This window comes from Devosia sp. A369 (genome assembly GCF_054489345.1).
Window position 1 is genome coordinate 1 of record NZ_JBTMWV010000012.1, and the last position, 23,348, is coordinate 23,348.

21 protein-coding genes and 1 pseudogene are annotated in these 23,348 nt (G+C 64.5%); 3 read left to right on the forward strand and 19 right to left on the reverse strand.

Annotated features, from left to right (window positions below; all coding sequences use genetic code 11):
- Positions 1 to 123: 123 nt before the first annotated feature.
- Positions 124 to 717 (forward strand): annotated as a pseudogene (istA, locus tag ACX3OZ_RS14580) (IS21 family transposase); the annotation flags it as partial.
- A complete protein-coding gene (gene istB / locus ACX3OZ_RS14585; RefSeq protein WP_459104804.1) occupies positions 718 to 1,329 on the forward strand; it encodes an IS21-like element helper ATPase IstB in 612 nt (203 codons plus the stop codon).
- A gap of 614 nt (positions 1,330 to 1,943) precedes the next feature.
- Here the strand turns inward: istB and tal are convergent.
- The 5 genes from tal to ACX3OZ_RS14610 form a co-directional block, all read right to left on the reverse strand.
- Positions 1,944 to 2,897, reverse strand: a complete 954-nt coding sequence (tal, locus tag ACX3OZ_RS14590; RefSeq protein ID WP_459095677.1) for a transaldolase — start codon at positions 2,895 to 2,897, stop codon at positions 1,944 to 1,946.
- Positions 2,898 to 2,977: 80 nt separating this feature from the next.
- A complete protein-coding gene (locus ACX3OZ_RS14595) occupies positions 2,978 to 3,928 on the reverse strand; it encodes a sugar-binding transcriptional regulator (protein ID WP_459095676.1) in 951 nt (316 codons plus the stop codon).
- Positions 3,929 to 4,054: 126 nt separating this feature from the next.
- Entirely contained in the window at positions 4,055 to 4,423 is a 369-nt protein-coding gene (locus ACX3OZ_RS14600) for a response regulator (protein WP_459095675.1), read from the reverse strand.
- On the reverse strand, positions 4,420 to 6,690 hold the full coding sequence (locus tag ACX3OZ_RS14605; RefSeq protein WP_459095674.1) for an ATP-binding protein: 2,271 nt from the start codon (positions 6,688 to 6,690) through the stop codon (positions 4,420 to 4,422). The genes ACX3OZ_RS14600 and ACX3OZ_RS14605 overlap by 4 nt, the downstream gene beginning before the upstream one ends.
- A complete protein-coding gene (locus tag ACX3OZ_RS14610; RefSeq protein ID WP_459095673.1) occupies positions 6,674 to 7,105 on the reverse strand; it encodes a MarR family winged helix-turn-helix transcriptional regulator in 432 nt (143 codons plus the stop codon). Before ACX3OZ_RS14610 ends, ACX3OZ_RS14605 begins: the two co-directional genes overlap by 17 nt.
- A gap of 136 nt (positions 7,106 to 7,241) precedes the next feature.
- On the opposite strand from ACX3OZ_RS14610, the gene ACX3OZ_RS14615 reads away from it, so the two are divergent.
- Positions 7,242 to 8,243: a DUF3592 domain-containing protein gene (locus ACX3OZ_RS14615; protein ID WP_459095672.1), complete on the forward strand. Its 1,002-nt coding sequence runs from the start codon at positions 7,242 to 7,244 to the stop codon at positions 8,241 to 8,243.
- A gap of 45 nt (positions 8,244 to 8,288) precedes the next feature.
- On the opposite strand, the gene ACX3OZ_RS14620 is transcribed toward ACX3OZ_RS14615, so the two are convergent.
- The 14 genes from ACX3OZ_RS14620 to tolQ form a co-directional block, all read right to left on the reverse strand.
- Positions 8,289 to 8,459, reverse strand: a complete 171-nt coding sequence (locus ACX3OZ_RS14620) for a hypothetical protein (RefSeq protein ID WP_459104767.1) — start codon at positions 8,457 to 8,459, stop codon at positions 8,289 to 8,291.
- Entirely contained in the window at positions 8,423 to 8,920 is a 498-nt protein-coding gene (locus tag ACX3OZ_RS14625) for a hypothetical protein (protein WP_459104768.1), read from the reverse strand. The genes ACX3OZ_RS14620 and ACX3OZ_RS14625 overlap by 37 nt, the downstream gene beginning before the upstream one ends.
- A gap of 25 nt (positions 8,921 to 8,945) precedes the next feature.
- Positions 8,946 to 10,172 carry a tetratricopeptide repeat protein gene (locus tag ACX3OZ_RS14630; RefSeq protein WP_459104769.1) on the reverse strand — a complete coding sequence of 409 codons (1,227 nt, stop codon included), beginning with the start codon at positions 10,170 to 10,172 and terminating at the stop codon, positions 8,946 to 8,948.
- Positions 10,173 to 10,308: 136 nt separating this feature from the next.
- Positions 10,309 to 11,061 carry a hypothetical protein gene (locus ACX3OZ_RS14635; protein ID WP_459095669.1) on the reverse strand — a complete coding sequence of 251 codons (753 nt, stop codon included), beginning with the start codon at positions 11,059 to 11,061 and terminating at the stop codon, positions 10,309 to 10,311.
- Between the two features lie 159 nt (positions 11,062 to 11,220).
- Positions 11,221 to 12,564: a phosphoglucosamine mutase gene (gene glmM, locus ACX3OZ_RS14640; protein WP_459104770.1), complete on the reverse strand. Its 1,344-nt coding sequence runs from the start codon at positions 12,562 to 12,564 to the stop codon at positions 11,221 to 11,223.
- A 117-nt stretch (positions 12,565 to 12,681) separates the two neighbouring features.
- Positions 12,682 to 14,613, reverse strand: coding sequence for an ATP-dependent zinc metalloprotease FtsH (gene ftsH / locus ACX3OZ_RS14645; protein WP_459095667.1), 1,932 nt, complete (start codon positions 14,611 to 14,613; stop codon positions 12,682 to 12,684).
- A 309-nt stretch (positions 14,614 to 14,922) separates the two neighbouring features.
- On the reverse strand, positions 14,923 to 16,197 hold the full coding sequence (gene tilS / locus ACX3OZ_RS14650) for a tRNA lysidine(34) synthetase TilS (protein ID WP_459095666.1): 1,275 nt from the start codon (positions 16,195 to 16,197) through the stop codon (positions 14,923 to 14,925).
- Positions 16,182 to 17,222: a hypothetical protein gene (locus ACX3OZ_RS14655; RefSeq protein ID WP_459095665.1), complete on the reverse strand. Its 1,041-nt coding sequence runs from the start codon at positions 17,220 to 17,222 to the stop codon at positions 16,182 to 16,184. Before ACX3OZ_RS14655 ends, tilS begins: the two co-directional genes overlap by 16 nt.
- Before the next feature lie 181 nt (positions 17,223 to 17,403).
- A complete protein-coding gene (pal, locus tag ACX3OZ_RS14660; RefSeq protein WP_459104805.1) occupies positions 17,404 to 17,871 on the reverse strand; it encodes a peptidoglycan-associated lipoprotein Pal in 468 nt (155 codons plus the stop codon).
- Between the two features lie 259 nt (positions 17,872 to 18,130).
- Entirely contained in the window at positions 18,131 to 19,609 is a 1,479-nt protein-coding gene (gene xylB, locus ACX3OZ_RS14665; RefSeq protein ID WP_459104771.1) for a xylulokinase, read from the reverse strand.
- 29 nt (positions 19,610 to 19,638) lie between these two features.
- Positions 19,639 to 20,949: a Tol-Pal system beta propeller repeat protein TolB gene (gene tolB, locus ACX3OZ_RS14670; RefSeq protein WP_459095663.1), complete on the reverse strand. Its 1,311-nt coding sequence runs from the start codon at positions 20,947 to 20,949 to the stop codon at positions 19,639 to 19,641.
- 60 nt (positions 20,950 to 21,009) lie between these two features.
- A complete protein-coding gene (locus ACX3OZ_RS14675; RefSeq protein ID WP_459104772.1) occupies positions 21,010 to 22,164 on the reverse strand; it encodes a hypothetical protein in 1,155 nt (384 codons plus the stop codon).
- A gap of 9 nt (positions 22,165 to 22,173) precedes the next feature.
- Positions 22,174 to 22,614: an ExbD/TolR family protein gene (locus ACX3OZ_RS14680; RefSeq protein WP_459095661.1), complete on the reverse strand. Its 441-nt coding sequence runs from the start codon at positions 22,612 to 22,614 to the stop codon at positions 22,174 to 22,176.
- On the reverse strand, positions 22,614 to 23,324 hold the full coding sequence (tolQ, locus tag ACX3OZ_RS14685) for a protein TolQ (protein WP_459095660.1): 711 nt from the start codon (positions 23,322 to 23,324) through the stop codon (positions 22,614 to 22,616). The genes ACX3OZ_RS14680 and tolQ overlap by 1 nt, the downstream gene beginning before the upstream one ends.
- Positions 23,325 to 23,348 lie beyond the last annotated feature (24 nt).

A 23,348-nucleotide genomic window follows, 5' to 3' on the forward strand; every position in this document is an offset into this window, starting at 1 on the left:
CTCAAAAATCGCACGCGCACATGAGACCCCCGCTCGGGCTATGCCCTCCCGGCGGTCTCATGCGCGCGCCAAAGGTGGCCTGGTCTTGCTCCGCCTAATGGCCGGATTTTACTCCGCCGTTGACAGATGTGCCGGTTTTCGCTGCCACCGGGCTATACGCGCAGCAAGCCGGTGGCGCGGCCGAAGCTGGACGCGATGGTGCCGGTGATCGCTGCGATCCTGGAGGAAGATCGGGCTGGCCCGCTCAAGCAGCGCCACACGGCCAAGCGGATCTTCGAGCGGTTGCGCGACGAGCATGGGTTCAGCGGCGGCTACACCATCGTCAAGGATTATGTGCGGCTGGCGCAGTCGCGCAGCCGGGAGACCTTCGTGCCGCTGTCTCATCCACCTGGGCATGCCCAGGTGGATTTTGGCGAGGCCATCGGGATCATCGGCGGTGTGCGCCAGAAGATGCATTTTTTCTGCATGGACCTGCCGCAGTCCGATGCCCCGTTCATCAAGGCTTATCCCGCCGAGACGACCGAAGCCTTCCTCGATGGTCACGTCGCGGCGTTTGCGTTCTTCGGCGGGGTGCCGCTGTCGATCCTGTACGATAACCTCAAGATCGCTGTGGCCCGGATTTGCGGCGACGGCAGGCGGGAGCGGACGCGCGCCTTCACCGAACTGGTGAGCCATTATCTGTACCAGGATCGCTTTGGCCGCCCGGGCAAAGGGAGCCTGGACACCTTCGAGTTCACCGCCATGCCCGCCCTCAACAAGATGCTGGTGCTGGAGCTGGCCCGCTGCGAGTACGTGCTGGCGCGCCAGAACATCATCGCGCTCGGCAACTCGGGCACCGGCAAGACCCATATTGCCCTCGCCCTGGGTCTGGCCGCCTGCCAGAAGGGCCTGTCGGTTAGCTTCACCACCGCGGCAGCTCTGGTGCATAATCTGATGGAAGCCCGCGATGAGCGGCGCCTGCTCAAGACCCAGCGCGAGCTGCAGGCGGTCAAGCTGCTGATCGTCGATGAACTGGGCTACGTGCCGCTGTCCCCCACCGGGGCCGAACTGCTGTTCGAGGTGTTCTCCCAGCGCTACGAGCACGGTTCCACCATCGTCACCTCGAACCTGCCCTTCGAGGACTGGACCTCGGTGCTGGGGTCGGAGCGCCTGACCGGCGCGCTGCTCGACCGGCTCACCCACCATGTTCATATCCTGACCATGAACGGGGACAGCTACCGGCTCAAGCAATCCGCCGCCCGCCGGCACCGCACCGACCCCAAAACCGTGGCGGAGCAAAACCAGGCCACCGAGATCATCGACCCCGACACCGGCGAAATCCGCGCATAACTGCTAACCCAGAAGCGCCATATGCCAAGGGCCCCGATCGGGGCCCTTGGCATATCCGCTCACCAGCAGCACTGGCCGGTTTTTACGCCGCCACAATGGCCGACTTTTGCTCCGCCGTTGACACAAACTCGCCGGCCGAGTCGATAGAGCGAACCTGCCGTCGACTGCCGGATTCAAAAACATCTCTGTGTATGGGAGCGCTCAGCGCCAACTTCAGCACCCACGCGTTTTTAGTCAGTTCGGCTCAATGTAGAGCCAACTGGGGCAGCGAGTTCCCGGAGCTTTATCAATGCACCGAACAGCGGGGGCTACACGCGGCGATGTTTCTCGAGAGAAACCTCCTTCACTAACTGGAGCTGCGCCTCAAGCATGCCGGCAGAGCCGAGCGTCGGCCAGTACCTTGATGTCATTCTGGTCATTGACGAACTCGTCCAGGGCCAACCGATCTTATGCGCCCACGGAAAATGAAGTGATGCGCCCAAGGGGCCATGAAATTTGTTGCGCATCAGCAGTTTGGACGCTGGGTAAAATGATTTCTAATGGCCGCCCTTCAATGTGAAAAAGCGGCGATCACCTCGCCGCTTTTTGTTCGCATCGTCAGGGCCGTGGCCCGCTTACTGCAGGCGCGCTTGCACCATCTGGCGCAGCAGGCCGAGATCCTTGGCAAAGGCGCGGATGCCTTCGGCCAGTTTCTCGGTCGCCATGGCGTCTTCGTTCAGCAGCCAGCGGAAGGCCTGCTCGTCCACCTGCAGCGGTGGCGCGGCCGTCACCTGCTGCGGATCGAGCTTGCGCACCAGCACGCCCTCGTCCTGCGCCAGCGCCTCAAGCAATTGCGGGGAAATGGTCAGGCGGTCGCAACCGGCCAGCGCTTCGATTTCACCGACATTGCGGAAGGAGGCACCCATCACCACGGTCGAAATGCCGTTGGCGCGGTAGTAATTGTAGATCTCGCGGACGGATTTGACCCCAGGATCATCCTCGGGCCCATAAACCTGCCCGGTGCTCTTGGCGTACCAATCCATGATGCGCCCGACAAAGGGCGAAATCAGGAACGCCTTGGCGTCGGCACAGGCTACGGCCTGCACCTTGGAGAAGATCAGCGTCAGATTGCAGTCGATGCCTTCGCTCTGCAGCACTTCGGCGGCGCGCACGCCTTCCCAGGTGGCCGCCAGCTTGATCAGGATGCGCTCACGGCCGACGCCGCGCTTGTCATAATCGGCAATGATCTCGCGACCCCGCCGGACCGAGCCGGCAATGTCGAAGGACAGATCGGCATCCACCTCGGTGGAGACCCGGCCGGGGACCAGTTCCGCCAGCGCGACGCCCACCGAAACCGCAAGCCGGTCGGCCACGGCCTTGACCACGCCGTCCGACGATCCGGTCTGCTGCCGGCCCCACTGCACGGCCTCCTCGACGGCAAACGCCAGTTGCGGCGTGTTGAGCGCCTTGAGGACGATGGTGGGATTGGTGGTGCAATCGGTGGGCCGCAGCGCCCGCACTGCATCAATATCGCCGGTATCGGCAACCACCGTCGTATAGGTCCGTAACTGATCGAGTTTGGAAACCATTCGCGCCTTCTATCCTGAATGTAGCTGTCCCAACGGCCGGACCTGGGAGCGGCGCCGGCCTGGGCAGATGATTGAAACGATTAGTGTTTTTCTTGCAGTAGCAAATCTGCCGTGTCGGAATCCGTCGCCAGATGGCTGACATAACCACCCCGCATGCTGGCGCGGATGGCGTCGACCTTGTCCGGCCCGAACGCGATTCCCAGCCGCGTCGGCACCGCCTTGAGCTGCGCCAGCGAGATCGAGATGGTGCGATCATCGAGATCGGAATGCAGCATCTTGCCGTCGGCATCGAAGAACCGCGCGCAGATCGATCCGGCGGCCTTGCGCTCGATCAGCTCGGCCAGGTGAGCCTGGTCGAACAACCCATGCTGGAAGGTTGATGAGCCGGGCGCCATGCCGCCAATACCGATGATAGCCACGCTCAGGCGCTGCATCCGTTCGAACACCGCCACCGCCGCGTCAGAGGCCACGATAGCCTGGGCAATCCCGGCATTGGGCACCACCGCCGGCACCGGCAGCATCCAGGCCTGACCGCCCAGTTTCTCGGCCAAAGCCCGGCAAATCTCGCTGGTTCCCGACGCCGATTCGGCCCGCGCGACGCCGCCGATCAGGGTGATAACTTCAACATCGGCCGAGCGGCCGCGTTGCATTTCGGCGACGGTGGCGGCGACGGCGCGGCCGTTGGAGACGCCGAAAATGCTGCCGCGCGCGACCAGATCGCGGATTACGCGGGCGGTGGATTGGGCCAATTGCTGTTCGGTGGCGGCGTAGCTGTCCATGGTGGGGACGACGCAGGCATTGCTCAGGCCGAATTTGCGGACCAGCTCAGCCTCTTTGGCGAACTGGCGATAAGCGCTTGATACGACACGGGTTTCGACGAAGCCGAGGGCCAGCGCCTTTTGCAGATACCGGCTGATCGTCGCCGGCGAGACCTCCATTTTGGTGGCGATCTCGGCCTGCGGCAGTCGGTCTTCGTAATGCAAACGGGCGATCTCGAGAATGCGGTCGAGGTCGCGATAGGGTCTGGACATGACGTGATGCTAGCGCAGTCCAAACCAATCAGCAACGCAAAATCACCTCATCTAGCCGGGTAAACGCAACTTATTTCACAGCGGTGCTGACAGCATGCTGGCAGATTTCTTGCGATTTTCTGGCATTTAGCTTGCCAGCGCTCCGATCAGTTCGGCGTCATCGAAGGGTTTGCAGAACACGCGCTGGGCGCCCCAGACTTCGGCCAGGGTCAGCATGGTTTCGGTACTGAGACCGGGGCCGCCACCGGTCATGCCAAAAACCCGCAAATTCGGCTTGAGCTTGCGGCAGGCCTTGATCACCGCGACACCATCCAGGCCGGGCATCCATAGGTCAGTCAACAGGACATCGAAATCCCGCTCCGATAATTGTTGCAGGGCCGCCGCGCCGCTTTCGGCGGTTTCAACCTGCCAGCCGGCCGCTGCGACCGTGATGGCGAGCGATTGGCGCACCGCGAAATGGTCGTCGACGATCAGGATCGAGGGCTGTTGCGTCACGTCGCGTCTCCATGGGATGCGGGGAAATACATATCGAGGCGGGAACCCTGTCCCGGCTGGCTGAAAATGGCGAGGGTGCCGCCATGCTCGGCCACCAATTGCTTGACCACGACGAGGCCAATGCCGGCCGCCTGCCCCTCGGGCTTGGTGGAGACGAAAGCCTCGGTGACCCGCGCCAGCAGCGCCTGGCTCATGCCCTCGCCCTGATCGGTGACAGAGAGCATGGCGCCATCGTCCCTGGGCGTCAGGTCGATGCTGATGATGCCACTATCATCGGAAGCGCGGCGCGCATTGGCGACGACATTGATCAGAATTTGCAGGATGTCGCCGGGCCGCACCAGCACCTTGGGCACGGCCGCCAGACGGGTTTCCAATTGCACAGTAGCGGGCAGGATCAGGCGCAGGGTGGCGATGGCGTCCTGCACGGCGACGTCGATCTCGCGCCGGGGTGTCGTCAGCTCCGTGTTGCGCGCCCCGACCTTGAGAATCTGCCCCACCACGCTGATGGCCTGCTGCGCCGCCAGATCGATCAGATCGAGCATGCGGCCGGCGGTTGGCGCGTTGGCCACATGGTCGCGCAGCCCCTTGGACATATTGACGATGGGCTGGATCACATTGTTGATTTCGTGCGCGACGATGGCCGCCAGACTGCCCAGCGAAATCAGCTGCCGTTCCTGCTGGCGCTGATTTTCCTGGTCGATGGCCACCGTCACGTCGCGCAGGATCGCCCGGAAATGCGGCGCGTCGGATGCGGCGGCGCCGCTGAGGCTGAACCAGCGCGGATCGTCCGGCGCGCCAGAGGCGAAAATGTGATTGTTGAGCGGCCGCCGATCCCGCGCCGCCTCGGTCAGCAGATCCTGCGCGCGGGGCGGCAACCCGCCGGCAATGGCCTCCCCGGCCCCACCGCCGGCGAAATAGATCAGCTTTCCCGCCGCATCGATTTCGACATAGATATCGCCGCCAATGCGGGCAAAGCTTTCGAGCCGCTGCAGCAGCGCCTGGGTGCGTTGGCGCAGGCGCGCTTCGCGGCGATACAGCTCCATCGGCGTCACCACCGAGAATAGCAGCAGCGACAGCGCCAGGCCGAAATAGAGGCCGTTGAGCGCCATGGCACTGGCCGCCTGACCCGGCGCGGTATCGAGCTGGAGCCGCAGCAGGCCCGTGGCCACCAGCGGCAGCCACAGGATGACAAACAGGATAGCGCGGCGGGGTGCATGGCGCGCGCCCAACACCAGCAGCAGTGCCAGCACCGCTGCCGCTGCAATGCCGATATAGGGCAGCACGCGCCGCAGCAATCCTGTATCGGCCAGTCCATCAAGGAAGGCCGCGACGCCAATCAGCAGCAGGCCCCCGGCCAAAATGTCGATAGCGCGCCGCAGCCGCCATGATCGCCGTCCGAGATAGAGGAAGCGGACGGAGAAACTCAAAAACGCCGCGTAGAACAGCACCGAGGCTGACAGGGAGAGGGCGCGGGCCAGCACCAGTGCGCCCGGCAGCAGATGGGTTTCGAGCATGGCCTGATCGCCGGCCACATAGAGCGCGGCAAACAGCATGGCGGCGGCGAGACTGAAATAGATGCCCTGCCGCTGCACCAGACCCAGCGGCACCAGATAGACCACCGTGGCGGCCATCATGCCCAGCAACAGCGCCAGCCCGATAGTGCTGCGGGCATAGAGGGTGATGAATTGCGGCTCCGGGGCCAGATAGAGCGTCGCCCGCATCGATGATCCGGTGACGATGCGCGCATAGAGCGCGTCGGCCTGCATCGCCGCTACCGTCAATTCGAAGACGGGAAACCGGTAGCTGGTTTGGGCATCCCGCGTGAAATGCTGCTCGGTGCGCTGCGCTCCCGGGCCGACAGCATAGAGATCGACGGCGCGAAACCGTGGCTCCTCCATCGACAGCACATAGGGGGCAGCGAACTCGGTCGGGATCAGTGCCCGCAACTCGGCCAGTGGCAGGCGCAGCCAGAATGCGGTCTGTGGCGTGCTGCGCACCCCCAGATTGGGGGCGCTGCCATCGGCGGCAGCAAACAGAGCCGGCTGCGCCAGCAGATCGTCCAGCGTCACGGCGCCGCTGGGATCGACATAGGCCTCGGCCAAGCCGCCGATTTCGAGCCGTTGCTCGGCGCGCTGGCTGAGGCCATAGAGCAGCGCCGCCAGCAAGGGCAACATGACCAGCAGCAGGCTGACAATGCTGCGCCGCTCGATCCGCGCCGTGTGGATCGCGTGCTGGTCCAGCGCGATGTCGCTATTGCGGCTCGCCATCGTGCAACACCCGGATCATGTCCTCCAAGAACCGCGCAATGATCTCGCGTTCCGGCCCATCATAGCGTTCGAACACGCTGCGCGCCTTGAGCAGCGGGTCCATCTGCAACAGCGCCGCCCCCTCCTCGGTCAGTTCGAGCGCCGTCGCCCGCCCGCGCCCGGCCGGGCCGGCGGTCTTGAGGTAGCCTTTGGCGATCAGGGTGCGCACCGTGCGCGCCACCGAGCCATGCTCCTGCCCCTGAAAGCGCGCCAGATCGGAGGAGGTACGCAATTGCGGCGGCATCCGCTCGATATAGCGCAAAGCCGCCCACTGGGCCGGAAACAGCGCCTGCACATGGGCCTGCGAATGCAGCCGCCGCGCCACCTGATCGAGCAGATTGGCCAGCGACGGCGTGGGGATCAGCGGGTCTGCCAAACGAATTGCCTCAACTTGTCTGCCCGTCCCAGCACGGCCCATTTGCCTAAGCTATGCCGCGAATATCGCCCCCTGTCACGCCTTGACTGTGCAGCGACGAGCTAAATATGCTCACTGAACATTTATGGGGGCGGCAATGAGCAACAGGCATCTGGGACAGGGGCGGCGAAAGGCGTGGCGGTTGGGTGTGGCGGCAACACTCATCACGCTATCGGCGGCTCCCATGGCGCTGGCGCAGGAGTTGCGCAGCGGATCGGCGCTGGCGGGCGTGCAATGGCCGGTTTCGGCCTATGACTGGTCCGACGGTCCCGGCGGGCCGCGCCAACTGCTGCTGGAGCAAGGGGCGGCTGAGCTGGGCGGCACTTGCAGCCCGACGCGCGAATTCCACGTCTGGAACCTGGTGGCTGAGGAAGAGCCCGAGCAATTCCGGGCCAGCATTCTGACCAGCTATGCAGCGGCCGGATGGACCCTGACCGAGCAGGCCGGCGTCACCCCGACGGTGTTTCTGACGACGAAGAATGCGGATCGCCTGGTGCTCTGGCTCAATGAGCTGCCCGAGGATCATGCGCTGGCGCTGTTCAGCTGTCGGCTGGAAGGGGCGACGCCGGCGGCGGCGATCAGTTCGTCGACCAGCGACAGTCAGAGCATTGCGCCCACGGATTACTCATGGGTCATCAGCCTGATCGGGCTGGGCTTCGTCGGCCTGGGGGTGGTTTTAGGCGGCCTCGGGCTGCGGAAACGCCGACGGGCGCAGGCATCGGCTGCCTGGGACGAGGTGCCGGCGCTGATCGTTTCGAGCATCGTCGACAGGAATGAAATGATCCGCGAGCGTTCGGGCGAGGACAATATCGTCTATACGCCGATCATCCATTACAGCTATGTCTATGACGGCAAAGCCTATGAGGGGAAGCGGCTGCGCTTCGGCTCCAGCGGCACCGACGAGCAGGCCGACGCCGAAGCAATTGTCGCCCAATACATTCCCGGCGCGACCGTGACGGCGCGGGTCAATCCGCAGGAACCAGGCGTGGCGACGCTGCTGGTCGATGTGCCATCGCGGGCCGGGACGTTTCTGTTTCCCATCTTGCTGGCGATTGCCGGCGCCTTCATCCTGTCCGCCGGACAATCCTTTTTGCCCTGACCAAAGCAGCATCGGGCCGGCTGCGGCGGGCCCGATGCGCTGGCGTCAGCTATCCAGCGCGGCGCAGCTCTCCCAATCATAGGACAGCGCTTCGCCGGCATAAATTTTTGTCCAGACGGTTTTGCCATAGGACCGGCCCAGCTCGTAGCGATCGCTCTCGCCCATGCCGGCCTCGACCATCAGATCGTCGCCGCGCTCCAGCAGCCGGTTCCCCACGGCCTCGAGCTTTTCCGCCGTTTCGGCATCGCCGTCAGTCTTGGTACCAGAAAACCGGCGCCGCACACCATAAGCTTGTCGATCTCGACTTCACGCAGCGCCGCTTCGGCCACCGCCACCAGCTCGGCGCAGACTGAGGGATCAAACCCGATATCGAGCTCATCGCTCAGCACCGCGTCCATTTCAGCGGCATAATGGCCCCCAGGCCGCTCGCGTTCGGCTGCGTCCATGCCCAGATCGGTGAGCATGGCATCGGCGCGGATCATCAGGACCTCGCCCATCTGCTGCAATCTGGCGGCTTCCTCAGGCGTATTGTCCATCCCAGGGTCATCGGCCACCAGCAGATAGGCGCTGCCGCAGCGCAGATGCGATTTGGTCGGCTCGTCCATCGTGGCCGCCTGGGCCGGCAGGGGCAGCAGCACGCCCAGACCCAGAGCAAGGCAGAGCAGTCCTCTAAGCATGTCGGTTATCCTTGTGCGGGCAGCATCACTGCTCCGGTTTTTCGCGCTCAGTCACGTCGTTCAAACCCTTGAGGGCGACTGCAACACCGGCATCGGCGGCGCGCTGATACCACTGCCGCGCCAAGGCCAGATCCTGCTTTACGCCCAGCCCCTTTTCATAGTGATCGCCCAGATTGTTCCAGGCGATCGGCTGGCCGAGATCGGCGGCCTCACGGGTCCAATGCAGCGCCTTGGCATAGTCGCGGGCCACGCCCTCGCCGCTCGCATAGGCATGTCCGAGCATAGTCATGGCGGTGGGCTCGCCCAGCGCGGCGGCCTGCTGCAACAGGACGGCGGCATGGACCAGGTCGCGCGCCACGCCATTGCCCTCGCTATACATGACGGCCAGATTGGCGATGGCCAGCGGTTCGCCCGCTGCGGCCGCGCGCGCGAATAAAGCCACGGCGCGCGGGGCATCGACGGCGGTGCCGAACCCGCTAGAATAAAAATGTCCGAGCTGATTGACCGCCAGCGAGTCGCCCAGATCGGCGGCATGCTGATAATATTGCGCCGCCACGGCATAATCCTGCTGCACGCCCAGCCCGGCCTCATGCAGCCAGCCCAGATAATAGAGGCCATAGGGGTCGCCCTGCCCGGCCGCCAGCTCGGCCAGTCGCCGCGCCTCCACCAGATCAACGGCTACGCCGAGGCCTTCGCCATACATCGACGCCAGATTGGCCTGGGCGCGCGAAAAGCCCTGATCGGCGGCCAGCCGGTAATAGCGCACCGCCTGTTCGGCATCGGCGTTGACGCCCAGGCCGAAATCATAGGCCCGCCCGAGCCCGCGTTGCGCCGGCGCAAACCCCGCCTCGGCCAGCGGCGTGAGCAGGCTGACGGCGCGCGCCGGATCGGGCGTCAGATGGCGGCTATCGAGCAGATAAATGGCGTAAAGCGCCGTGCCGAGTTGGCTGCCGCCAGCGGTGGCACGTTCAAGATAGGGCAACGCCGCCGCCGGCTGGAACGCTTCGGCATAGGCATGGCCCAGCCAGGCGGCGATGTCAGGGGACGCTGGATCGTCGGCAAGCGCCGCCGCGCAGACTGCGATGGCCCGGTCTGGATCGGCGATGCGCTGGGGGTGATGGGCAAAACCACGCTCGAAGGGCGAGGCGGCCAGCTTGGCACAATCCTCGCCCGCCCCCGCCTGAGCCCGGCGCCACCAGCAGCATCGCCAAGGCGACCGAACCCAGCATGCGATCGAACCTGCCCACAGCACCCCTCCAAACTGCTCACTGAATAGTTAGTGGCAAAATTCGGTGCTGGCAAGGTGGCCCACAAACAAAAATCGGCGCCCTTGCGGACGCCGATTGGGGTCGATTGAGGCTGCGGCCCGTGGCAGGCCGCCGCGCCGATCAGTTGAAGCGGTAGCGCAAGGTACCGCGCACTTCATGCAGCCAGGCATTGTCGACCCAGGCCGCCGAGGTGCCAGCCGCCGAATTGTTGATCTGGTTGATATAGACAGCGCGATAGCCGACATCGGCGACAACAGCACCGAAATCATAGCCGACGCCGACCATGCCGGCCGCAGCCAGCGAGCTGTTATTGCCATCAGGCATCGTCGTGCCCACCGGGCCCTGCACCGCCAGATTGTTGAACGCCATACCGGCGCCGGCACCGACATAACCAAACGCGCCACCGGCTGCGCCATAGCCATAGGACTGGCCGAAAGCGAAGTCGTAGTAAACGTTGGCCAGCGCAATGGTCGAGCGCAGGGTGCCCTTATAGTCGCCGGGGAAAGCCCCGCCGGCCTTGGAGACGGTCAGGCCGCTATTGTGGACATAATCCACCGTGGCATCGACGCGCAGGCCAGTGCCGGTTTCGTAACCGAAGCCGGCGCCGACACTATAGCCGTAGCCCCAGGCCGTGATCGGATCGACCGCCAGGGTGAAGGCCCCGCCGCAGCCGAAGCAGTCATAGCCCTTGCCGTCCTTGCCCCACAGCCCATTGCCGGCCGCGCTGCCGCGCAGGTAGAACGAGCCGGCGACGCCGTAATCCACATCGGGAATATCGATGATTGGCGGATAGTCAGGAAAATCCGCGGCTAACGCCGGGGCAGCGACAAGGGCGGCTCCTGCCACCATGATCGCAGCGATAAGCTTACGCATTTGAAAATGTCCTTTGATTGCCACGACGCTAATGTGTTGCGGCCCAATATCGGACAATTTCCTTAAAGCTCACTTAACCTAAAGATTTAACCCTAACGAGACATGAGCGCGCTGTTGCTAGTCTAGGACAAGTAAACCGCGCGGCGCGATTATTAGCGGTCAGGCGATTTCGCGAATCGCCGCTTCCACTGCGGCGACGACGCTGATGACCAGCGCCGCATCATCGGCCTCGCCCATGACGCGGATCACCGGCTCGGTGCCCGAAGCCCGCACCACCAGCCGCCCGCCCTTGCCCAGCATGGCTTCGCCATCGGCAATGGCCTGGATGACCAGCTTGTGCTCAAGCGGCTTGCCGGCCTTGAATTTCACATTGCGCAGCAGCTGCGGCACCTTGGTGAAGCGGGTGCAGATTTCCGAAACCGTGCGCTCCTGCAGCTTGAGCACCGCCAGCAATTGCAGCGCCGCCACGAGGCCATCGCCGGTGGTGGTGAAATCGGACAGGATGATGTGGCCCGACTGCTCGCCGCCGACATTGAAGCCCTTGTCGCGCATGGCTTCGAGCACATAGCGGTCGCCCACCTGGGTGCGCTCGAGGGTGAGACCCAGCGAGGTCAGGTAACGCTCAAGGCCCAGATTGGACATGATGGTGGCGACGATGCCGCCGCCGACCAGCATTTCACGCTCCAGCCAGCTCTGGGCGATCACCGCCATGAACTGGTCGCCATCGACCACTTCGCCCTTTTCATCGACGATGATGACGCGGTCGGCGTCGCCATCCAGCGCAATGCCGATATCGGCGCGCACTTCCTTGACCTTGGCCGCCACGGCCTCGGGGGCGGTCGAGCCGACCTTGTCGTTGATATTGAAGCCATCGGGCTTGTCGCCGATGGTGAAGACTTCCGCCCCCAGCTCCCACAGCGCGATCGGCGCGACCTTGTAGGCCGCGCCATTGGCGCAATCGAGCACCACGCGCAGCCCGGCTAGATCGGTGTTTCGCGGCAAGGTGCGCTTGGCATATTCGATGTAGCGGGTACGGGCTTCCTCGTCGCGATGCGCCCGGCCGATGCCGCGCCCATGCGCCAGCGACGCCGACATATCGCTATCGATCAGTCGCTCGATCTCGGCTTCCACCGCATCGCTGAGCTTGTAGCCATCGGGGCGGAACAGCTTGATGCCGTTGTCGTCATAAGGATTGTGCGACGCCGAGATCATCACGCCCAGATCGGCGCGCAGCGAGCGCGTCAGCATGGCCACGGCCGGAGTCGGCATCGGCCCGAGCAGATAGACATCCATGCCCACGGCGGTGAAGCCGGCGGTCAGCGCCTGTTCGAGCATATAGCCCGAGCGGCGCGTATCCTTGCCGATCACCACGCGATTGCGATGTTCACCGCGCACGAATTTCTGCCCGGCCGCCATGCCGACGCGCAGCGCCAGTTCCGGTGTCAGCTTGTCGCCATTGGCGAGCCCGCGAATTCCATCCGTACCGAAATACTTGCGTGACATGATCTGTTGTTCTCCCGGTCCGACGCGTCGAATAATACCACTTCTGGGCGAAATAGCGGAGATTTCGCCCAAGCAAAAGGGCCGCCTCGCGGCGGCCCCTTAAAATTTACTGGCCCATCAACTATTGGGCTGCGGCTCAAGCCCGGTTTCGGGCGGCGCATCGGGACGCTTCTTGCTGGTTTTGCCAGCCGAAGGGACGCCGCTCGCCTTGGGTGGCGCCGTGCCATCTTCGTCCGGGCGGGTCGGCTGCACACCATCCATCAGGGCACGCAACTCGTCGCCGGTCAGCGTCTCGAACTCGAGCAGCGCCTGGGCAATCGCCTCCCACTGGTCGTGGTAGGTGGTCAGGATGTCCTTGGCCGAAGCCTCGCCATCCTCGATCAGCTTGCGCACTTCCTGGTCGATGATGCGGGCCGTGTCATCCGACATATGCTGGCTCTGCGTCACCGAATGGCCGAGGAACACTTCCTGGTCATTGGACTTGTAGCGCACGCGGCCGAGCTTTTCGCTCATGCCCCATTCCATCACCATCGAGCGGGCGAGACTGGTCGCCATCTGGATGTCACCGGAGGCGCCACTGGTGACCTTTTCCGGACCGAACTTGATGATCTCGGCCTCGCGGCCACCGAACAGCATGGTCAGGCGGGCCAAAGCCTTTTCGCGGGAGAACGAATAGGTATCGCTCTCGGGCAGGGTCATCACCATGCCCAGGGCACGGCCGCGCGGAATGATGGTGGCCTTGTGGATCGGGTCGATGCCGGCAACCTTGAGCGCGATGATGGCGTGGCCAGCTTCGTGATAGGCGGTCAGCTTCTTCTCGTCCTCGGACATGGCCATGGTGCGGCGCTCGGCGCCCATCATGATCTTGTCCTTGGCGTCTTCGAATTCGGCATGGGTGACGAAGCGCTTGTTGCGCCGCGCCGCCATCAGCGCCGCCTCGTTGACGAGGTTCATCAGGTCAGCGCCGGAGAAGCCGGGCGTACCACGAGCCAGAACCTTCAGATCGACGTCGGGCGCCAGCGGCACCTTGCGGACGTGAACCTTGAGCACCTTTTCGCGGCCAGCCACATCCGGGTTGGGCACCACGACCTGACGGTCGAAGCGGCCGGGACGCAGCAGCGCCGGGTCCAGCACGTCGGGACGGTTGGTGGCAGCGATCAGGATGATGCCTTCATTGGCTTCAAAGCCGTCCATCTCGACCAGCAGCTGGTTGAGGGTCTGCTCGCGTTCGTCGTTACCGCCGCCGAGACCGGCGCCACGCTGGCGACCGACGGCGTCGATTTCGTCAATGAAGATAATGCAGGGCGCGTTCTTCTTGGCCTGCTCGAACATGTCGCGGACGCGGCTGGCGCCGACACCGACGAACATTTCAACGAAGTCCGAACCCGAAATGGTGAAGAAGGGCACGCTGGCTTCGCCGGCAACCGAACGGGCCAGCAGCGTTTTACCGGTACCCGGCGGGCCGACCAGCAGCACGCCGCGCGGAATGCGGCCACCCAGGCGCTGGAACTTGCCCGGATCGCGCAGGAATTCGACGATTTCTTCGAGATCCTGCTTGGCCTCATCGACGCCAGCCACGTCCTCGAACGTCACCTTGCCATGCGATTCGGTGAGCAGCTTGGCGCGCGACTTGCCAAAACCCATCGCGCCGCCCTTACCGCCACCCTGCATCTGCCGGATGAAGAAGAACCACACGCCGATGATGACGATGAAGGGCAACCAGGAACTGAGCAGGATGGTCCAGAACGGGCTGGCCTCCGGCGCCTTGGCGGTGATCGACACGCCCTTGTCTTCCAGCCGCGAAATCACGTCGGCGCCATCGGGCAGCACGGTTTCAAACCGCGTGCCGTCGCGCAGCGCGCCGCTGACGATATTATTGGTAATGGTGACACTGGTCACACTGCCGGTTTCGACATCGGTGACGAACTGGCTGTAGCTCTTGTCGGACACGGAAATCGAGCGGGTCGACGACTGAAAGACCTGGAACAGGCCCATCAACATAAAGAGAATGACCAGCCAGATGGCGAAGTTGCGGAAATTTCCGTTCATCAATCCTGTCCCGGAGAGGCCGCACACACAGGGCGCGACGAGTAGTGCCGAATGTATGTCCGGCATTGGGGCGTTACAAGGGCATGACCTGCGGCCGTTTGTGCCCGCCGTCCAGTCATTTTAACGCGATTGGGTTAATGCGCAGTGGGGAAACGGGGTGGTTGGGGGGCGCGGGATGGCGGTCTTTCGTCCCCTCCCCCTTGAGGGGAGGGTCAGGGAGGGGGTCTTTCGCCTTGCGCGCTAGCCCATCGACCCCACCCTCGATCCCTCCCCTCAAGAGGGAGGGAAGGTCGACTGAGAAATCGCCCCTCAGTCCACCAACACCTGCACCTTGATCCGCTCATCAAATGACCAGCCGCCCAGCGCCAGCACGCCGCCGGCCGCATCGCGGACGATGGGGGCGGTGCGCAGGGCTTCGGCGGGGGCGGTGATCTTGGTGCCGAGGATGCGCTCGAGCCGGTGGCGCGGCAGATATTCGCCGACGCTGGCGGTGAAGCCGGCATCAGCCGAGAGATTGACGATGCGGAAGCGCTGCTCCCAGACCAGCTCGCCATGCGGGGGCAATGGCGCATCGGGCGGCAGCACCCGGCCCGGCTCGCGCGCCACCACAAAGGCCGCCTCCTTGAGCCGCACGACACAGCCAAGCAGCGTGGTGGTGCGGCTCAGGTTTTCCTCGACAATGGCGAGGCGCAATCGCTCCACCTGCCCCAACGCCCGCGGCTTCTGCCGGCCGCCGACAATATTGAGCACCCGGCCCAGCAGGCGGGTAGCAATGGCCGGGCTCAGCCCGACAAAAGGCGACATCTCGATGCTGGCGGCGCCAAAGCCATCGAATTGCACGATTTCGGTGAAGCAGGCATCGGCCATCTGGGCAATGGCGGCATCGGCCTCGCCCATGCGCTCGGCGAATTGCGCCAGCGTCGCCGCATCGAGTCCCAGCGCCGCCAATTGCGGCAGCGCCTGCCGCCAGCGCACGCGTTCGTAGTGCGGATCGTTATTGGAGGGGTCTTCGGAGGGCACCAGCCCCGCCGCATCGACCACGGCGCGCAACGCCGTCGGCTCGAGATCGAGCAGTGGGCGATGCACCAGCACGCCCTCGATCTGGGCCATGGCCGCCATGCCCTTGAGGCCTTCGACGCCGCTGCCATGCGCCAGCCGCATCAGCACGGTCTCGGCCTGATCCTGCCGGTGATGCGCCGTCAGCAACACGGAAACGCCATCCTCGACCATGGCCTGACCCATCAGCCGATAGCGGGCCATGCGGGCGGCCGCCTGCACGCCGCTGACCGGCTTGTCGCCGCTCCAGGCCAAAGCGCGGGCCACAAGACCGCGCATTTGCGCCGCCTGCACCACCGCCGCGACCTCGCTGGCCGCTTCGGGCCGCAGGCCGTGATCGACGGAATAGACCACGAGCCTGGGCGCATTGGGCAATTCGGCGGCCCAGCTATGCGCCAGCAGCAGCAGCGCCAGGCTGTCGGCCCCACCGGAGACGGCGAGGCCAATGGCCGGTTGGTCGGCTACGGCGGCGAACAGGGCTTGCAGGCCGGCCGCGCTATGAAGATCGGGACTTAGGCGGGCGGGCATTCGGCCCGTGTCTTCTCCTCGCTCAGCCGCGTCACAAAGGCTGGCGTCAGCGTGGTGTAGCGCTTGTCGACTTCGGCAAAGGTGCGGCAGGCGGTTTCGCGCTCGCCGGCGCCCGACAGTGCCATGCCCAGCTTGAGCAGCAGGTCTGGCGCGCGCGGGCTGTCCGGCACTTTCTGGAACGCGTTGAGCAACACGTCGGCCGCCTCGTCATAGGCGGCGCGCTGCAGCAGCACATCGCCGAGGAAATTGGCGGCGTCGGGCGCCTGCGCATTATCGGGATAGAGTTCGAGGAACTGGCCGAACTGATCCTCGGCAAAGGCATAGTCGGCCTTGACCAGCGCGTCATAGCCGGCGGCGAATTGCGCGTCGGCATCGGCATCGCCGGATTTGGCGGCGGCCGGATCATAGCTCAGATTGAGCGGTTGCCCGGTCACCAGATCGACGCCGCCACGGGCGCCGGTGCCGACCAGCGGATCGGCGGATTCGCCCAGCTCGTCAGTCGGCGCCGCGCCGTCATCGAAAGTGGGGTCGAATTCGATTTCGCCGGGCAGCGGCTGCACGCCCTGCTCGGGAATGACGGTCAGCGGCACGCCATTTTCATCGGCCGGCACGGCATTGGGGTCCTGCGGCAACACCTCGGGCTGCGTCACGCCGCCCGGTTGGGTTGCCGCCTCAGTTTTTCCCCCAGCACCGCCTTCCAGCGCCTGAAAGCGGAATTCATTGTCTTCGCCCATGCGGTTGACGATTTCCTGCATCTGCGTGAGCTGGAAGGTCAGGCCTTCGATCTGGCCATTGAGCAGGCGGATCTGTTCTTCGAGCTGCTGGATGCGCACCATCAACTGGGCCGCGTCCTGCGACTGGGCCACATGAATGCGCGCCGGGGCGGCATTGGTATAGGTGAGCCCGCCCAGTTCAGCCGGCGGCAGGCTGGTCTGCGCCGCCATGCCGGGAACGGTGATGCCAAGAGCCAGGGCCAGTGCGCAGAGCGCCGTCTTCCCCCCTCTGGTAAATGCCGAAAGCTTCAAAACAACGTCTCCAAGCGCGGGATGCGAACCCCCAACATGGGGCGGATGCACCTGCCGATAAAGGGCAATTTTGGTCAAAAAGAAGCGCCCGGACCATTTTACTGGTTCCGGGCGCTCTTGCCTCCAGTTTGCACTGGATTCCATAGGCTTTTCGGTTTCGCGAAAAGCCGGGTTTTCTACCTTACTGGACCACCGTCACGCCGCGACGGTTCTGGCTCCAGCAGGAAATGTCGTTACAGATCGCCACCGGCCGTTCCTTGCCGAAGGACTGGCTGGTGATGCGCTGGCCGTTAACGCCGCGTGACACCAGATAGTTCACCACCACGGAAGAGCGGCGGGCGCCGAGGGCGATATTATATTCACGGGTGCCGCGCTCGTCGGCATGGCCTTCGATCATGACGCGGTAATTCTGGTACTGGTTGAGCCAGGCGGCCTGCTTGTCCAGCGTGGCCATGGCTTCGGGGGTCAGCGAGCTGGAATCGGTGGTGAAGAACACGCGGTCACCGACCGAAACCAGGAATTCCTGCTGGCTGCCCGGCGCACCGCCGCCCGGCCCGAGATTGCCGACGCCGGTCGGCATGGTGTTGGGCGTGCGCGAACAGGCCGCGATGACCACGACGAAAAGCAGCATCGCGGCGGCGCGCAACATAGTGTTGATGGGTGCGGTAATGACCACGGGTGGGCTCCTGAAAGGCTACAATCTTAAGCAAGGCATTTACCGCGCTTAATCTTAAGGCCGGGTATTCTGACGTGGTTAATCTTGTGCTATCGCGGCGCCAATGTGGCAGGAATCCTGGCTTTTTTGTGATGGTGCAGTTTAGCCACAGCTCCGGGGCGATCACGTTAAGGTTAAACGAGCGCTGCCCCCGGCCGGCCACGATGGCGCCGGTCAGGAACTGCACCGCATCCTAGGCCCTTTCGAGCTTGGCGAATGACGGCACGAGTGCCTGATAGAGCTCCCGGTATAAGGCCAGATCCTGCCGCAGCAGGTCGCCGAGCTGGCGGTCGGGTTCGACGATTGTCCCGCCCAGTTCCGGGGTCAGGGCAGCCAGGCTCTGCCCGGTCTCGCTGGCGAGAGCCAGCCGCGCCACGCCAAGGGCGGCGCCGACGGCGCGCGACGACAGCAAATGCAGCGGCGTATCGAGGATCGACGCCACCAGCCGGCACAGCAGCGCACTGCGGGCGCCGCCGCCCACGACTGCCAATTGCGCCGGCATGGCCCCGAGATTTACCAGCGCCGCATAGCCATCGGCCAGCGCGAAAGCCAGCCCGCGCAGCACGGCGCGGCCAACATGGCCGGCCGAATGATCGACCAGCAGGCCAAAGATCACGCCGCGCGCATCGGGATTGTCATGCGGGGTGCGTTCCCCGGCCAGATAAGGCAGGAAGACCGGCATGCGCTGGCTCACATCCAGCTCTTCGGTGGCTCGGAGCAATTCGGATACGCTGAGCCCGGTGAGTTGCGCGGCCCAGGCAATCGCCCCGGCCCCGCTTTGCAACGCGGCGGCGCGATACCACAGCTGCGGCAGGCCATGCGCCAGAATTTGCACGGTGCTGCCCGGCGCCGGCGCATAGAAATCCTGGGCGATCGAGATTTGCGCCGAGGTGCCCAGCGAGATGAAGCCCCGGCCTGGCTCGGTCAGCCCGATGCCGATCGCCCCCGCCGCACCATCACCCGCCCCGGCAATAACCACGGCTGGTCGGTCGATCCCCCAACGGGCCGCAATGGCGGGCAGCAGGCGACCCGAGATTTCCGGGCCCTCGATGACGCGTGGCAGCTGCTCCGTTTGCAGGCCGAACAGGTCCAGACTTTCATCCGACCACTGCCGCTTGGCCTCATCAAACAACAGCGTGCCCGCCGCATCGCAGGGATCGGTGACGAATTCGCCGGTCATGCGCAGGCGCAGATAATCTTTGCAGAGGCTGATGCGGACCGTGCGTCTGGCCGTGTCGGGCTCGTTGGTCCGCAACCAGGCCAGCTTGCAGGCGGTGAGGCCCGGAGCGGCCCGCAGGCCCGCCCGGCTCTCCAACGCCACATCCTCACGATAAATCCCGGCTTCAAGCCGAGCCCGATTATCGTTCCACAGCATGGCCGGGCGCAGCACCGCGTCGTCGGCGCCCAGACACACCAGCCCATGCATCTGGCCCGACAGGCCAATCGAGGCGATGGCGGCAACCCCGGCTGGGGTCAGCCCGCGCAATTCCGCCATGGCGGCATCGAGCGCATCCCACCAGTCTTCCGGCGCCTGTTCGCTGGCCCCGGCAAACGGACTGCTCACCAGCAATGGCCGTTCGACCCCGTGCAAGGGGTGCCCCTCGGCATCGATCAGCACCAGCTTGAGCGACGACGTGCCCAGATCGATGCCTAAGGCGGTTCCTTCAAACACGGTTCGCATCGGGCTCCAGGACGCAAGTCTTAGCCGCGCAAGCCGGACCAGCCTGGATCGGACGCATAGCTTTCGGTGGGGATGGTGAGCAGGTTGCGGCCCCAGATATCGACGCTCATCAGCTTGGGGCCGTCATTGCCGCCCGGGTCCTGGAAGAACATGATGACGCGGCCATTCGGGGCCCAGGTCGGGCCTTCGGCGTGGAAGCTGGAATACAGCATGCGCTCGCCGGTGCCATCGGGGTTCATGATGCCGATGGAGAACTGGCCGCCGCCCTGGCGGGTAAAGGCAATCAGATCACCCTTGGGCGACCAGACCGGAGTGGAATAGAGCCCCTGCCCGAAGCTGACGCGCTGCGCGTTACCGCCGCCGGCACCCATCATATAAATCTGCGGCGAGCCGCCCCGGTCGCTCTCGAACACGATGCGGCTACCATCGGGCGAATAGGACGGGCCGGTATCGATGGCTGCGCCCGAAGTGAGCTGCTGCGGCGTGCCGCCGCCGGTGCCCACCGAATAGATATTGGTGGCGCCGTTCTGCTCCACCGAAAACGCCACCGTGCCGCCATCGGGCGAAAAGCGCGGGGCAAAGGTCATGGCGCCGACATTGGCCAGCCGCTGCTGGCGGCCGGTGGACAGCTGCAGCAGATAGACCTGCGGATTGCCATCGGCAAAATTCATATAGGTGACCATGTCGCCATTGGGCGCGAAACGCGGCGTCATCGCCATGGTGTTGCCATCGGTCAGATACTGCACATTGGCGCCGTCCTGATCCATGATCGCCAGCCGGCGCACCCGGTTGGCCTTGGGGCCGCTTTCGGCGGTGTAGATGACACGGGTATCGAAATAGCCCGAGCCGCCGGCCAGCGATTCATAGATCGCGTCCGAGATGATATGGGCGACGCGGCGCGACGAATTGGGATCGGTATTGTAGCTCTTGCCGACCACCTGGGAGGCCTGCTGGGTATCCCAGACACGGACTGACGAGGAAATCGTGCCGCCGCGTTCGACGCCACCCATCACCAGCGCATCGACATTGGCGGTGCGCCAGATGTTGAAATCGGGGCTGTTGTTGACGTCGCCGACCTTGACTGGCAGCGAGGCCGGATCGAGCGGCAGGAACAGGCCGGAGCGGCGCAGATTGTTGCGCACGATATCGGCGATTTCCTTGCCGAAGGCCGGATCGGACGAGGCAAAGTCGGGAATCGCGATCGGCAGCGGCTGGAAATTGGCGCCTTCCACCACGATGCGCAATTGCGCCATCGCCATGGACGAGCCGGCCAGCAGGGCTCCGCCTGCCAGGCCGAGCTTGAGGGCGTTGCGCCTTGTCATCAGGGTCATATCAACTCTCCGTTCTCGCCGTCGCGATTCATGGTGCTTGTCAAACAAGCCAATTCAAAGTCACGGCCGCAGTTCCACTTCGATCTGCCGCCACTGGTCATAGGCATCCGCCGAAAGCATGTCGTAGGGACCGCAAGCGGCCACCGCGCGCTGCGCCGCCCGCGCCACCGAGCCGCCCTCAGTCGAGGCCGGAGCGGCGATGACCTGGGTGTTGGCCACCGTGCGGTCGGGGTTCATCGTCACCCGCAAGGTGACGTTGAGCCCGCTATTGATTTCGCTGGGCATCAGGTTCCAGCAGGTCTTGATCCGGGCCACCAGCCCATCAATCGCCGACTGGCTGAGCCGCGCCGAGGTGCCGGTGGTGTCGCCCAGCGTTGGCGTACCGCCCTGCCCGGTGGTGCCACCGGTGGTCTTGTCGTTGTTGATGATGGCAGAAATATCATCGGCCAGCGACGCATCGAGCTGCGGGTTGGGCTGCGGCTTCGTCGTTGGCTTGGGGGTCGGGGTCGCCGCGGCCGTCTGCTGACGCTTGCGCTCCTCTTCCTCGCGCTTCTTGCGCTCGGCCTCGGCAGCGGCAAATTGCTGGCGCTTCTGCTCAAGATTGGCCGGACGCGCCGCCGGGGCGGGGGCGGCCACGGCTGGAGGCACTGGGGTGGGCGCCGGTTCGGGCTCGGGGGCCGGCGTTGGCGTCGGGGTTGGGGTCACCACGGGCGTGGGTTCCGGGGTCGGCTCCGGGGCTGGTTCCGGCTCCGGCTCGGGTATTGGTTCGGGCGTCGGCGCTGGCGCCGGACGCGCGGCCGGTACCGGGGCCACCACCGGCTCGGGCGTTGGCGCGGGTGTCGGTTCCGGGGTCGGCTCCGGCGTTGGTTCCGGCTGCGGCTCGGGCACCGCTTCGGGCTCGGGCGCGGTATTGGTCACCGGGGCCGGGGTCGGAATATCGGCCGGCGACGGGGTCACCTGATCCTGCTCGGTATTGCCGGTCGGCTTGGCCAGCTCGGCCGGCTGGTCATCCTCGACAATGGAGGGCGTATCGGTCTCGACGATCTCGCTGGTCAGCTGGCCGGCACGAATATTGGAATATTCCTCGACCGACACCAGGTCGACGGAAATGGATTCCACCACCGGCGTCAACGGTTCACGGAACCCCAGATTAATGAGGCCGATGGTCAGTACCGCGATGTGGGCAAGAATCGAGACGGTTACGCCGGTACGCATCGGACTGGACTATGATTCCGGCTGGGTGATGAGGCCAATCTTGGAAAAGCCTCCGGCCGACAACAGCCCCATGACGCGCATGACGGCGCCATAATTGGCACTGGTATCGCCGCGCAGGAAAATCCGGTCTTCCGCCGGATTGACGCCTAGCACATTGAGCTGCGCCACCAGATCGCTCTCGGCCACGGCAGTCTCATCGATGAATACGGCGCCATCCGGGGTCACGCCAACGGTCACCGGCTTGGCCTGATTGGGCATCGCCGCCGCCGCCGAGCTGGGCAGATCCAGCGGCACGCCCGAGGTCATCATCGGCGCCGCCACCATGAAAATGATCAGCAGCACCAGCATCACGTCCACCATGGGCGTGATGTTGATTTCGCTCATGATCGCTTTCTTGCGGCCACGACGGCGACGACCGCCGCCGCCACCGGCAGAAACACCCATCCCCATCAGTGGCTCCGCGCTTCGAGCTGGCGGCTGAGAATGGTGGAGAATTCGTCGGCAAAGCCTTCCAGCCGGCCGATCAGCTTGCCGGCATCGGAGCTGAGCTTGTTATAGGCAATAACCGCGGGAATGGCCGCGACCAGCCCGATGGCGGTGGCGAACAGCGCCTCGGCAATCGGCCCGGCCACCACGGCAAGGCTGGTATTGGACGAGGCGGCAATGGCGGTAAAGGCGTTCATGATGCCCCACACCGTGCCGAACAGCCCGATAAACGGGCCGGCCGAACCGATGGTGGCGAGAAAGCCAAGGCGCTTTTCCAAGGTCTCGCTCTCGCGGGCAATGGCCACGTCGAGCACCTTGTCGAGGCGCTGCTGCATGCCGACAAAGCTGGCGGCATTCTGCTCGTGGCTGCGTTTCCATTCCTTCATCGCGGCGACAAACACCGCGCCTAAGCCCCCGGACGGCTTTTCCGCCTGCTGCTGATACAGCTCTTCCAGCGACTGGCCGGACCAGAAAGTCCGTTCGAACTTGTTCATCTCACTATTGCTGCGCCGATAGGTGATGGTCTTGTCGACGATGATCGCCCAGCACCATACCGAGGCGCCCAGCAAACCAATCATCACGGACTTCACAATCCAGTCGGCGGCCCAGAACAGGCCCCAGATGGACAAATCTGCGTGCGGAGCCACTACTCCCACAGCATCTACGGCTTCCATGTCGTGATCCTTCTCGGCCCGGTT